The organism is Flavobacterium cellulosilyticum, assembly GCF_004349355.1.
GTDB classification, from domain to species: Bacteria; Bacteroidota; Bacteroidia; order Flavobacteriales; family Flavobacteriaceae; genus Flavobacterium; species Flavobacterium cellulosilyticum.
On the sequence record NZ_SMFK01000001.1, the window covers coordinates 22,748 to 36,618 of the forward strand.

Below are 13,871 nucleotides of genomic sequence, written 5' to 3' on the forward strand. Positions count from 1 at the left end.
ATAAAAAAAAGTTAAATTGGATTTTTAGAATCAATTAAAATAGTCACTGGACCATCATTAATTAAAGCTACTTTCATGTCGGCACCAAATGTTCCAGTTTGCACTTTTTTGCTTAATTCTAGTTCTAATTGCTGTACAAAATTCTCATAAAGCGGAATGGCAATTTGGGGTTTTGATGCTTTGACATACGAAGGGCGATTGCCTTTTTTGGTTAAGGCGTGTAGGGTAAACTGAGAAACTACAATTATTTCACCATCAACATCTTTTATTGACAGGTTCATTACCTCGTAGTCATCACCAAAAATGCGAATATTAGCAATTTTAGCAGCCAGCCAATCAATATCTTCTTGAGTATCGGTATCTTCTATACCAACTAAAACCAATAATCCTTTTTGGATTTCGGCTACAATTTTAGAAGCTATAGTTACAGAAGCTTGAGAAACTCTTTGGATAACGGTTTTCATTCTTGATTAAGGAATAAGGGTTTTTAGATTTAGGATTTTAAAACTGAATACTCAAAACTGATCACTATTTCCTCGTTTCATCACTTGCTTTTCGATCCTCGTCATACGAATCGATTCGATAATTTTCATCATCACCTTCCAAAATTTTAAGATAGCTATTGTAACGCGACCAAGCAATTTCGTCTTTTTCCAATGCTTTTTTAATGGCACAATGTGGTTCTTCTTTATGCAGGCAATTATTGAATTTACATTGGTCTTTCAGTTTGAAAAATTCGGGAAAATAGCCACTGATTTCTGCTGCATCCATATCGACAATACCAAAACCTTTTATTCCCGGTGTATCTATTATTCGAGCATCAAAACTCAAATCATACATTTCTGCAAAAGTAGTTGTGTGCTGTCCTTGTTTACTTGCCTCAGAAATAGTTTTAGTTTTAAGATGCAAAGAGGGTTCCATGGCATTGACTAAAGTCGATTTCCCTACTCCAGAATGTCCTGAAAACATACTCACTTTACCAATCATCATTTCTTTCAATTCTTCAATTCCCTTCATTTCTGTCGAAGAAACCCGCAAACATTTGTATCCAATTTCCTGATAAACATGTTGCATGTACAATTGCTCGTCCAACGTGGCTTCGTCAAAAGTGTCAATTTTATTAAATACCAAAACCGTTTCTATTCCATATGCTTCGGCTGTTACCAGAAAACGATCTATGAAATTAAAGGTTGTTGGTGGATTATTAATCGTTATCAAAAGAAAAACGCGATCAATATTCGACGCAATAATGTGCATTTGATGCGATAAATTCACTGATTTTCGAACAATATAATTCTTTCTCTCGTGAATATTATTTATCGTTCCTGTTACAACATCAGAAGATTCTTCGAGCTCATAATCTACAATATCTCCCACCGCAATTGGATTAGTGCTTTTAATTCCTTTGATTCGGAATTTCCCTTTCATACGGCATTCGATAAAATCACCTTGCTCGGATTTTACGGTGTACCAACTTCCTGTAGATTTATAAACGAGTCCTGTCATTTTTTGAATTACGAATTACGAATTACGAATTTAGATACGAAATCTATACTTTGCAAAGGTAATTTTTTGTTTGAAGTTTGAAGTTTAAAGTTCGAAGTTTTTGTGACTGTCAACAAATAAAAAATCTCCACAACTTTAATTTAGAAGCTGTGGAGATTGATTTGAACTATACTAATGAAATTAGATTAGTTGTTTCTATTTTATATAAGGAAAATTTCTTGAAACCTTACGCATCATACTTTCAACTAAATCATCAGTTGAAGTTGCCAACCCTTGATCCATGGTCTTAAAAAAACGCCATAGTATCTCCCCATCTGAGCCATTATTAAGCGTCATCGTTAAAGTTCCAGTACCCGTTTTTCCTCCAAATCCACCAAATATTATTGCAGAAGCAATAGCACCAGCTTCAGATTTGGTTTGTTCTGTTTCAAACACCCCTCCAATTATCCCATCTACACCGAGAACTTTTGCAATCTCATCTTTTGTATATTCATCAAGTTTATCAAGAATTCCTGCTTTTTTTAATAAAATATTAGTTTTATCTACATCTTGAAAACTAACATTATAATTGTCACGCTTTCTCAGCAAAAAAGTATACATACTTGATTGTATCGAATTTGACATACTTTTTTCTTGATCACGATTTGCTTCAGCATTAAAATTCTTCGGCTGTTTCTTATAAGTAATACTTACTTTATAAGGCAAAATAGCCACTATTTTATGTTGACTAATGATGGTTTTTAATTGAGGACTCTCAAATATTTGCTTCGATTGAGCATGTCCTAAAAAAGAAAGAAAAAGACAAAACAAAAAGAAAACATTTTTCATAATGTTTTTGTAATTACACAGTAATGATTTTTTCATAAATTAAATTTAAAGGTTATAAATATACTCAACAATAATACAAAAAAAAACCTACAATAAATTGTAGGTTTTTAATAAATTATAAAATATTTTTTACAATTAAGTAATAACCATGGTATAATGTCGTATTTTAAAATTAGAATAAAATTATATAATAGACTGATTTAAAGTTATTTTCTTAAAGTTGATTCTTTTGACTTACTTACATATTCAATATTTTTTCTTGGTGTTCAATACTTTCTTGGTGAATTCCTTTGAATAATTTAATAATAAATTCTTCTGTCAATCCTTTTTTAACACCTTCAGCCAACATTTTTGTTTGAATTTCATTCCAACGTGTGTTTTGTAAAACGGCAACATTTGCCTCTTTTTTCACTTGACCAATTTCGTCAGCTACTTTCATACGTTTTCCTAACAATTCTAATAAATTAGCATCCAAAACATCGATATTTGCTCGCAATTTTGACATTTTTTGTTCAAAATCAGGAGTATCACCACTTACTTTTCTAATTTTCAAATCTTTCAAGATTTGTTTCAACGCATCTGGAGTTACTTGTTGAGCTGCATCAGACCATGCATTATCTGGATCAATATGTGTTTCGATTATCATACCGTCGTAATTTAAATCCAAAGCTTCTTGAGTCACTTCAAGGATCATTTCACGGTTACCTGTAATGTGTGATGGATCTATTATTAAAGGCAAATCAGGGAATTTATTTTGCAATTCGATAGCAATTTGCCATTCTGGAATGTTTCTGTATTTTGTTTTTTCGTAAGTAGAAAAACCTCTGTGAATTACTCCTAAATTTTTTATCCCAGCAGCATACAAACGCTCCACACCACCTAACCATAAAGCCATATCTGGATTTACTGGATTTTTAATCAAAACGATTTTATCTGTACCTGCTAATGTGTCAGCAATCTCTTGAACAGCAAATGGATTTGCAGTTGTACGAGCTCCAACCCATAACACATCGATATCATTTTCTAAAGCCAATTTACAGTGTGCAGCTGTAGCAACTTCCGTTCCCATTAGCAATCCTGTTTCTGCCTTTGCTTTTTTCAACCATTTCAATCCTATTTCACCAACTCCTTCAAATCCTCCTGGACGAGTTCTTGGTTTCCAAATTCCTGCTCTAAAAACACTAACATCTGAATCTTTCAATTCGTGAGCGATTTTCAAAACTTGTTCTTCAGTTTCAGCACTACAAGGTCCTGCTATCACAAATGGATGAGTTAAATTGAATTCGTTCAACCAATTTCTCATTTCTTTCTTGTTTTCCATCTTTTCTAATTTAATTTTTATTATTTTTTTCTGTGTTGTTCTTTTTTAATTGAAAACTGTGACCAAACACTTTATACTGACCACTATTTACTTTTTTATATGCATTCCGTTTAGAATCTCCTTTATTTTATTGACACTTTGCATTTCATTATAAATTGCATCGTAATCTTCGTTTTCCAATAACTCTTTGAATTTAGACAAATTGGAAATATATTCTTCTAATGTTTTAACTACTTGTTTATTATTTTGTTTGAAAATTGGTGTCCACATCGCTGGTGAACTTTTTGCTAAACGCACCGTACTTTCAAAACCCGAACCCGCCATATCAAAAATATCCTGCTCGTCTTTCTCTTTATTAATGACTGTTTTTCCTAGCATAAAAGAACTTATGTGCGATAAATGCGAAACATAAGCAATGTGTTTATCGTGTGATTTTGGGTCCATATATCGGATTCTCATCCCCATACTTTTAAATAACTCCAAGGCTTTTTCTTGTAGTTTGAAGGTGGTTTTTTCTACTTCGCAAATAATATTAGTTTTACCTTCAAACAATCCTCTTATTGCTGCTGATGGTCCTGAAAACTCCGTTCCAGCAATGGGATGTGTCGCAATATAATTTCTTCTTCGCAGATGATTCGCAACAACTTCACATATTGGCGACTTGGTAGAACCCACTTCAAAAACAATGGTGTTATCTCCAATAACATCCAATACTTTTGGCAAAACTATTAATGCCACATCTACAGGAACTGAAACAATTACTAAATCGGATGTAGCCAAATCGTCAAAAGTCGCTGCAGCATCAACAACCCCTAGAGCTATGGCTTCCGCCAAGTGGCTTTCGTTGTTGTCAATTCCATAAATTGTAGCTTCGGGATGTAGATTTTTTATATCCAAAACCATCGAACCGCCAATTAAACCTATTCCTATTACATGTACTTTCATTTTATTTTAAAGTTGTTGGTTGTTGGTTGTTGGTTGTTGGTTCGAACTATCAACCAACAACAGTCAACTATCAACTAAAATCTGTCAATTGCTTCTTGAACTATTTCTTCTTTTACACATAATGCAAATCGAATATAACCTTCTCCATTCGAACCAAATATTGTTCCTGGAGTGATGAAAATTGATTTCTCGTATAATATTTCGTCGATAAACTTTTCAGCAGATGTAATTCCCTCAGGTAATTTCGCCCAAACAAATAATCCAACTCCTTCTTTGTACACCGTACAACCTAACTTTTCTGCTAATTGTTCGGTAAGAATTCTACGTTTATTATAAATCACATTCATGGAATCAAACCAAGATTTGTCACTTTTTAAAGCGGCAATTGCTCCTTTTTGAATTCCGTAGAACATACCACTGTCCATATTGCTTTTTACTTTTAGTACTGCATCGATACATGCCGCATTTCCTAGAACCATTCCTACTCGCCAACCAGCCATATTGAAGGTTTTCGATAAAGAATTTAATTCTAATGCTACTTCTTTCGCTCCTTCGACTTGTAGCAAACTCATCGGATTGTCATTCAAAACAAAACTGTACGGATTGTCATTGATCAACAAAATGTTGTGTTTTTTGGCAAAGGCCACTAATTTTTCGAACAATTGTAAACTACCTCTCGCTCCTGTTGGCATATGAGGATAACCCAACCACATGATTTTCACTTTCGATAAATCTAATTTTTCTAAGGCTTCAAAATCGGGTTCCCAATTATTATTTTCCTTCAAATCATAATAAACTGGTACTGCTCCTACTAAATTCGTCACCGAAGTGTAAGTTGGATATCCTGGATTTGGAATTAAAACCTGGTCACCTTCATTCAAAAATGCCATAGAAATATGCATAATACCTTCCTTAGAACCTATCAAAGGCAAAATCTCCGTGTTAGGATTCAAAACAACACCATAATTTGAAGCATAAAAATCTGCCATACTTGATCTCAATTCCGGCAAGCCTTGATAACTTTGATACTGATGTGCGTTTTCGTCTTGCATTGCTAGAGTAACGGCATCAATAACTGCTTGAGAAGGCTTTAAATCTGGGCTACCAATTCCCATATTGATAATTGGTTTTCCTTCAGACGCTAATTGTCTTACTTCTCTCAATTTTGAAGAAAAATAATATTCTTCAATTATATCTAGGCGCTTTGCTGTTGTAATCATTGTTATCTTTTAAATTCTTTCGACTTTTTGACTTTATAACTTTAGAATTATTGTGGTTTTGTGTTTTTATATTCTCCCAACACTTTAAAATATTCCGCCATAATATTAATCAATGATTTTGCTTTGGCGTAATCGTCGTATTTTTCAAAAGTGACATCAACGAAAAAAGAATATTTCCAAGGGGTTTCTATTTTTGGAAGGGATTGAATTTTAGTTAAATTCAAATTACAATCACTCATTACATTTAGAATCGTTGCCAAACTTCCGCGTTTGTGATTCAATTCAAATTTAATGGAGGCTCTATTAATTTCATCTTCATTCACAAAAGAATTTTCTTTTTTCAGAATCACAAATCGAGTCATATTGTCCTTAATCGTTTGGATTTCTGGTGCCAATATTTCTAAATCATACATTTCAGCTGCCGTTTTACTGGCAATTGCCGCAATACCTTTGAATTGATTCCTTTGAATTCTTCTAGCGGTTTCTGCTGTATCTTTATCTTCTACTATTTTAATATTTGGATACTTTTTCAAGAATTCCATACACTGCAACAATGCCATTGGATGCGAATGTACTTCCTGAATATCCTCCAGTTTTTGTCCTTTTAAAGCCATCAAATTCTGATGAATACTCAAATAATGCTCACCAATGATGTGCAAATTATATTTATCAATCAGTGCATAATTAGGAATAATTGGTCCTGCGATAGAATTCTCAATTGCCATAACCGCTTGATCCGATTTACCTGTCAGCAAATTACTTACCAACTCTTCAAAAGACAAACATTCATCTACTTCTACATTTTGATAGAAATAATCTTGCGCCACTTGATGGTGAAAAGATCCTATTATTCCTTGAATCCCAATTTTAGTTCTCATATAATCAAAAAAAAATCCTGATTTTCATCAGGATTGTATATTAGTTTTATTTGTTTCTTCATTTTTCAAATAACCATAGCACAATCCTTACTTCTTGTTAAAGAAGAAATAAAAGGTGTTGCTAAAATAAAATCGGTTATTAGACATTGTCTTGCTCTTAATGTTAAATTTCTTTGCAAATGTAAATATTATTTATTGTTCCCCCAATAATTATACTTATTTTTTCGAACAAAAAAAGAATTCTCGGTAAAAATTGCATTTCATTATAAAATAACCAAAAATAAAGTCCAAATTTGACAATTAAGCAACTACAAATTTACCAATTCTACTCCAACTCAATTAAACTGTTCTACAATACTATTCTTGTTCTAATTAAAAAACAAGGTTCTTATAGTATTTGAGTTAAACTCGAAGATCAAAATCAGTTTCAACAATCTAAACCATTAAGAAAAATTAAGTTTGATGTTTTCTTAAATTACCAGAACTCATTATGCTTTAAATAGTCAAACGTGCTTTAAACACCAATGTTTTTCTTAAACCATGAAGAAAAATTAAGAAAGATTAAGTTTAGTTTATCTTAATTAACTTAATGGTTTAATAAAAAAACCATTCACAATAATACCTGTACAATCAAAAACAATAATTTATAAGATTTTCTGTTTACTTTTGTACCAAATTCAAAAGCATGTCAATAGAGGTAAAAAACATATCGAAAAGTTACGGTACTCAGAAAGCATTGGACAACATTTCGTTTGCTGTTAATAAAGGGGAAATCGTTGGTTTTTTAGGTCCAAATGGAGCAGGAAAATCAACTTTGATGAAAATATTGACCACTTATATTGCTGCCGATGAAGGTGATGCATCCGTAAATGGATTTGATGTAAACTCTCAAACCAAATCTGTGCAACAATCGATTGGCTATTTGCCAGAACACAATCCGTTGTATTTGGATTTGTACGTCAGGGAATATTTGGCTTTTAATGCCGATGTTTATAAAGTGACCAAATCTCGAATCGAAGAAGTAATCCAACTAACTGGTTTAACTAGTGAAAGTCACAAGAAAATAGGCGAATTATCGAAAGGTTTCCGTCAACGTGTGGGACTTGCCAATGCCTTATTACACAATCCTGATGTTCTCATTTTGGACGAACCCACAACTGGATTAGACCCAAATCAATTGGTCGAAATTAGAAATGTGATTAAAAACGTGGGCAAAGACAAAACGGTTTTTCTATCCACTCATATTATGCAAGAAGTCGAAGCCATTTGTAATCGGGTTATCATTATTGACAAAGGAAAAATTGTAGCCGATAAAAAACTAGACACTTTGATTTCTGAAGATAAGGAACAAATTATTGAAGTTGAATTTGACAAGAAAATCGAAGAAGAATTTATCTCCAAAATCGAAAATCTAGTTTCTTATAAAAACACCCATGACATGATTTGGGAATTGACTTTCAAAGCAGACAAAGACATGCGCCCAGTAGTTTTTGATTTTGCCAATGCCAATGGATTGAAAACACTTCAACTCAACCAGAAAAACAAGAACTTAGAAGCTGTTTTTAGAGAAATCACAAAATAAGTAATCAGTGGTCCGTTTTTAGTGATCAGTAAAAAAATTAAAAGCATCATCTCAGATTGAAAATGATGCTTTTTTTTATGAATTCAAATGTCATAGCCCAGATGGAAGCGGCATCCTTTTTCTGGCTTCTTTAGCCAGGAAAAGATATAGCATACAGCTGGAAATAGCTCCTAAAAAATACTAATTATTTTTCAATACTTCGTGAATAGTCTTCATCCAATCCTCTAAATCAGTTTGATTGGTTTGAATGGCGCAACTACCGGGATTGTATGGCTTGTATTTGTCTACGACAGTTACTGAGAACAAGCCTAAAGTTGGGATTTGCGCGGCACTGGCTAAATGCATCATACCGCTATCGGCACCTATAAAAATCGCGGTATTAGCGAAAAAAGCGGTTATTTCGCGAATATCTTTGCTGTAAAATGAAGGCGCTTTGAAACCTAATTGTGATACATTTTCGACTGGTAAAATTTCTAGGATGTTATAGTCTGGAAATTGCTTTAAAAGTCTTTCGTAAAAAACGGCCCACCAATCGACCGAATAACATTTTGCTCCTGTTGCAAAAGTAAAAATACCTATTGTTTTTTTTGTGGCTGGCACTAATAGATCTAGCTTTTCTTTTGCTGCTTTTAGTTCAGTTTGGCTTAATTTAATTAACAATGAGGGAACTATTTTGTCCTTACTTTGGATTCCAAATTGGGCTAAATAATTTCTTAAATTATAAACAGGCTGTTTGGCAATATGTCCGTAATTATCATATTTCGACTGATCTTCCTCGTTCATTCCTCCAAAAAACTTGTATTTTGAATTGGCTAACTTTATGGACAGCCTTCCTGAAGATGAGTTTTGCTCTACATTGATTGCCAGATCATACTTTTGTTTCCTGAGCGAAACCCAACCCTTTAAATAGGCTGAAAGTTCGTCGAAATGCTTTTTAGGAAGTTTGATGATTTGTCCTATGTTGGTATAATTTTCGAAAACTATTGGCGCCATATTTCCTTTTACGAAGATATCTATAGTGCAGTTGGGGAAAGTTTGAGAAACTTCTTGAACTAGTGGTGTGATTAATAATAAATTCCCCAGTCTATGATTGGGTCTTGAGATTAAAACTCTTTTTATTTGAGAAGGGTCCATTATTCCGTTTGCAGGTCCTATGTTGTTTTTTCCAATATTCCCAAAAACAGCTGCAGTTAAAACTCGTCTGAATGGGTTAATTTTACTTAATAATTTCATATTTACTTTTATAAAGAAGAACTAATAATTATATTTTTTAAATTAATTCAGATAATTTGGAAAAAAAATTAAAAAACCCGACTCGCAATATTATAAATGTTATCTGATTTACCCATCGAATAATAATGTACACAAGGCACACCAAATTCTATCAATTCTTTGGATTGTTGCACTGCAAAATCTACTCCTATTTGGCGAACTTCAATATTATCTTTGGCTTGCTCAATAGATGTAATCAAACTTTCAGGCATATCCAACCAAAAAACTTGAGGCAACAACTGCAAATGTCGCTTTACAGCAACAGGTTTGATACCTGGAATAATAGGCACTGTAATTCCGATTGCTCGAGCTGCTTCGACAAACCTAAAATAACGCTGATTGTCAAAAAACATTTGAGTAACTACATAATCGGCACCAGCAACTACTTTTTCCTTCAAACGTTTCAAATCGGCTTCTAAACTTGGTGCTTCGATATGTTTTTCGGGATATCCCGCTACACCAATACAAAAATCTGGCGCACTCTGCATAGGCAATGTTTCATGCAAAAATCGTCCTGAGTTCATCGCTTTGATTTGTTTAACCAAATCAACTGCATAATTATTACCGCCTTTCATTGGTTCAAAATATTTCTCCCCTTTCATTGGATCTCCACGAAGGGCAACTAAATTATCGATTCCCAAATAATGGCAATCAACCAATAAATATTCGGTTTCTTCTTTTGTAAAGCCACCACACAACACATGAGGAATAGCGTCTACACCATATTTATGTTGGATAGAAGCACAAATCCCAACTGTTCCCGGACGCATACGCGTGATGCGACGATCAAAAAGTCCGTCTTTCTCGATGTACACATATTCTTCTCTCGAAGTGGTTACATCTATAAACGGTGGTTTGAACTCCATTAACGGATCTATATTGGCATACAAATCTTTAATATTACTTCCTTTTTGAGGCGGAACAATCTCAAATGAGAATAAAGGTTTCCCTTTGGCGTCTTCTATATGTTGTGTTACTTTCATTATTTTTGGTTGTTGGTTGTTGGTTGATAGTTGATGGTTGATGTACTAAACCCCATCAACTAAATACTATCAACCAACAACTAAATTTTACTTTTATAATAATTTATAAATCCATTCAAAAGCTTTTTACAACTCTGAATCTGTTCAAAAGCAATATTAAAATTATCAGAATCAATATACTTCTGATCTAATGCTAAATAATACTGTGTTTCTAATTCATATAACGACCCTCTTGAAATATGTAAAAAATGCAAGGTATCCTTTGATGTTTGTCGACCACAACCCTCAGCAATATTGGAAGGTATAGAAATTGCAGCTCTTCGCATCTGATTGGTCAAACCAAACAATTCTTCTTTGGGAAATAATTTAGATGAATCATACAACAAATTAACTAGTTTTCTAGCTTCAATCCAAACCTCTAATTTATTGTACTCCATTTTTTGTTTGGTTGTAAGTTGATAGTTGTTGGTTGATAGAAAAAACTTGATGATGATTGGAAAATCCATCAACCATCAACCAATCACCAACAACCAAAATCTTTAATCCGCTATATTAGGACTCAACCATTTCGAAGCTTTATCTGTTGAGATACTTCTGCGTTTGGCATAATCAATTACTTGGTCTTCTTTGATTTTTCCGAGTCCAAAATACTTACTTTCTGGATTCGCAAAATAATAACCCGATACCGAAGACGCTGGCCACATTGCCATACTTTCGGTCAAAGTTACTCCAATTTCTTCTTCTACTTTTAATAATTTCCAAATTGTTGGTTTCTCCAAATGGTCAGGACAAGCTGGATAACCTGGAGCTGGACGCATCCCTTTGTAGCTTTCTTCGATTAAGGATTCAGTTGACAAAGCTTCGTCTGGAGAATAACCCCAAATTTCTTTACGGATTTGTTCGTGCAAATATTCAGCAAAAGCTTCCGCCAAACGATCCGCTAATGCTTTGACCATAATCGAATTGTAATCGTCTAAATTGTCTCTGTATTCATCGGCCCATTCGTCCACACCAAAACCGGTAGTTACACAGAAAGCACCCATATAATCGGTTACTCCATTGTCTTTTGGCGCGATAAAATCGGCCAAAGCAATATTTGGTGCTCCCTTAGTTTTTTGTGCTTGCTGACGTAGAGTCAAGAACTTTTCTATTTCTTTTCCACTTTCATCATACAACTGAATATCATCATCGTTAACTTGGTTCGCAGGGAAGATTCCGTAGATTCCTTTGGCAGTGAATTTTTTCTCTTTCAAAATAACGTCCAACATTTCCTTAGCATCTGCAAAAACCGAAGTAGCTTGTTCCCCTACTACCTCATCGGTCAAAATCGCAGGATATTTTCCGTGCAATTCCCAAGTTCTAAAAAAAGGCGTCCAGTCAATATATGGAACCAACACATCCAAATCGACTTCAAAACTTTTTGTCCCGATGAAATTGGGTTTCTTTGGCGTATAGTTTGCCCAATCCAATTGCAATTTATTTTTACGTGCTTGTTCAATAGTCAAGAAATTCTTGTCTCTCGAACGACTTAAAAAAGCTTCTCTAAACACATCATAGTCTTCACGAATTCCAGCAGTATAGGTTTCTTTATTATGGTCTAATAAATTCCCTGCAACCGTAACCGCTCTCGAAGCATCATTAACGTGTATAACTGTTTCTTTATATTGCGGTGCAATTTTAACGGCAGTATGTGCACGCGAAGTCGTTGCGCCACCTATCATGACTGGAATTTTCATTCCTCTTTTGTCCAATTCTTTGGCGAGATACACCATTTCGTCCAATGATGGCGTTATCAAACCGCTTAATCCAATAATATCAACTTCATGTTCAATAGCAGCAGCAATAATTTTCTCTGGCGCTACCATTACTCCAAGGTCAATAATTTCATAATTATTACAAGCTAATACCACCGAAACAATGTTTTTTCCAATATCATGAACATCCCCTTTTACGGTAGCCATCAATATTTTTCCGTTTCCTTGTTTGTCTCCCGCTTGTTTCGAGGCTTCAATATAAGGCAACAAATAAGCCACGGCTTTTTTCATGACACGTGCCGATTTTACCACCTGCGGCAAAAACATCTTCCCGGATCCAAACAAATCTCCAACGACATTCATACCCGTCATCAAGTTGATTTCAATCACTTCAATTGGTTTTGTAGCGGCTAATCTTGCTTCTTCAACATCTTCTTCTATAAAAGCATCCACTCCTTTTACTAATGAGTGCGTGATTCTTTCTTGAACGGTTCCAAAACGCCACTCTTGCACTTCCTTTTCAGTTGCTTTTGGTCCGCCTTTTACATTCTCTGCCAAATCCAACAAACGTTCTGTAGCATCATCACGACGGTTCAAAATCACATCTTCTACATGTTCTAATAAGTCTTTTGGAATGTCATCATAAATCGTCAACATTTCTGGATTTACAATTCCCATTGTCATTCCGTTTTGGATGGCGTGGTACAAGAAAACCGAGTGCATCGCCTCTCTCACCGTATCATTTCCTCTAAACGAAAACGAAACATTACTCACACCTCCACTAATATGTGCGTGTGGCAAATTGTCGCGAACCCATCTGGTTCCTCTAAAGAAATCCAAAGCGTTCAAACGGTGCTCTTCCATTCCAGTTGCAACTGGAAATATATTCAAATCGAAAATAATATCCTGAGGTGGAAAACCCACTTTATTCACTAAAATATCATACGAACGTTGGCATATCTCAACTCTCCTATCGTAATTATCAGCTTGACCTGTTTCGTCAAAAGCCATAATAATGGCTGCAGCTCCATAGCGTTTTATCAATTGGGCATGATGAATAAATTGCTCTTCTCCTTCTTTTAAAGATATCGAGTTTACAACACTTTTCCCTTGCACCACTTTCAAACCGGCTTCGATAATATCCCATTTCGAGCTATCAATCATAATTGGCACACGAGCAATATCCGGTTCAGCAGCAATTAAGTTCAGGAATTTCACCATCGCATATTCGCCATCTAGCATTCCCTCATCCATATTAATATCGATGATTTGCGCTCCACCTTCTACTTGCTCCTTGGCAATACTCAACGCTTCATCGTATTTTTCTTCCTTGATTAATCGAAGGAATTTTCTAGAACCCGTCACATTCGTACGTTCCCCAATGTTTACAAAAACACTTTCTGGCGTAATGATTAAGGGTTCTAATCCCGATAAAACTAAATTTCTTCTCTTTTCTTCTGCTGCCATTATTTTGTTTATTTGTCCTGCAAGGTTTCAAAAACTTTGCAGGTATCACTTTTCATCTCTTCATATTTTGGGCGTGTCCCAAAAGGGCCGGGCTGTTCGCTCTATCTTTTGTTCC

Annotated in this window: 12 protein-coding genes; 1 reads left to right on the forward strand and 11 read right to left on the reverse strand. The window is 34.5% G+C overall.

Annotation, left to right across the window (positions count from 1 at the left end; all coding sequences use genetic code 11):
• Window positions 1-11: 11 nt before the first annotated feature.
• The 7 genes from dtd to E0F76_RS00140 form a co-directional block, all read right to left on the reverse strand.
• The gene (gene dtd / locus E0F76_RS00110; protein ID WP_132000306.1) at window positions 12-464 is read right to left on the reverse strand and encodes a D-aminoacyl-tRNA deacylase; all 453 of its coding nucleotides are present in this window, start codon (window positions 462-464) and stop codon (window positions 12-14) included.
• A gap of 64 nt (window positions 465-528) precedes the next feature.
• On the reverse strand, window positions 529-1,506 hold the full coding sequence (gene rsgA / locus E0F76_RS00115; protein WP_132000307.1) for a ribosome small subunit-dependent GTPase A: 978 nt from the start codon (window positions 1,504-1,506) through the stop codon (window positions 529-531).
• 195 nt (window positions 1,507-1,701) lie between these two features.
• Window positions 1,702-2,370 carry a hypothetical protein gene (locus tag E0F76_RS00120; RefSeq protein WP_220398883.1) on the reverse strand — a complete coding sequence of 223 codons (669 nt, stop codon included), beginning with the start codon at window positions 2,368-2,370 and terminating at the stop codon, window positions 1,702-1,704.
• A gap of 202 nt (window positions 2,371-2,572) precedes the next feature.
• A complete protein-coding gene (locus E0F76_RS00125; protein ID WP_132000308.1) occupies window positions 2,573-3,655 on the reverse strand; it encodes a bifunctional 3-deoxy-7-phosphoheptulonate synthase/chorismate mutase type II in 1,083 nt (360 codons plus the stop codon).
• An 87-nt stretch (window positions 3,656-3,742) separates the two neighbouring features.
• A complete protein-coding gene (locus tag E0F76_RS00130) occupies window positions 3,743-4,600 on the reverse strand; it encodes a prephenate dehydrogenase (protein WP_132000309.1) in 858 nt (285 codons plus the stop codon).
• Between the two features lie 74 nt (window positions 4,601-4,674).
• Window positions 4,675-5,820, reverse strand: coding sequence for a pyridoxal phosphate-dependent aminotransferase (locus tag E0F76_RS00135; protein ID WP_132000310.1), 1,146 nt, complete (start codon window positions 5,818-5,820; stop codon window positions 4,675-4,677).
• Between the two features lie 47 nt (window positions 5,821-5,867).
• Window positions 5,868-6,698, reverse strand: coding sequence for a prephenate dehydratase (locus E0F76_RS00140; RefSeq protein WP_132000311.1), 831 nt, complete (start codon window positions 6,696-6,698; stop codon window positions 5,868-5,870).
• A 685-nt stretch (window positions 6,699-7,383) separates the two neighbouring features.
• On the opposite strand from E0F76_RS00140, the gene gldA reads away from it, so the two are divergent.
• Complete coding sequence (gldA, locus tag E0F76_RS00145) at window positions 7,384-8,280, forward strand: gliding motility-associated ABC transporter ATP-binding subunit GldA (RefSeq protein ID WP_132000312.1); 897 nt, start codon at window positions 7,384-7,386, stop codon at window positions 8,278-8,280.
• A 180-nt stretch (window positions 8,281-8,460) separates the two neighbouring features.
• Here gldA and E0F76_RS00150 read toward each other — a convergent pair whose 3' ends face one another.
• The 4 genes from E0F76_RS00150 to metH form a co-directional block, all read right to left on the reverse strand.
• Window positions 8,461-9,513: a glycosyltransferase family 9 protein gene (locus E0F76_RS00150; RefSeq protein ID WP_132000313.1), complete on the reverse strand. Its 1,053-nt coding sequence runs from the start codon at window positions 9,511-9,513 to the stop codon at window positions 8,461-8,463.
• Window positions 9,514-9,581: 68 nt separating this feature from the next.
• On the reverse strand, window positions 9,582-10,535 hold the full coding sequence (gene metF, locus E0F76_RS00155) for a methylenetetrahydrofolate reductase [NAD(P)H] (protein ID WP_132000314.1): 954 nt from the start codon (window positions 10,533-10,535) through the stop codon (window positions 9,582-9,584).
• Window positions 10,536-10,615: 80 nt separating this feature from the next.
• Window positions 10,616-10,972, reverse strand: coding sequence for a four helix bundle protein (locus E0F76_RS00160; protein ID WP_132000315.1), 357 nt, complete (start codon window positions 10,970-10,972; stop codon window positions 10,616-10,618).
• A 102-nt stretch (window positions 10,973-11,074) separates the two neighbouring features.
• Window positions 11,075-13,756: a methionine synthase gene (gene metH, locus E0F76_RS00165; protein ID WP_132000316.1), complete on the reverse strand. Its 2,682-nt coding sequence runs from the start codon at window positions 13,754-13,756 to the stop codon at window positions 11,075-11,077.
• Between the last annotated feature and the right edge of the window lie 115 nt (window positions 13,757-13,871).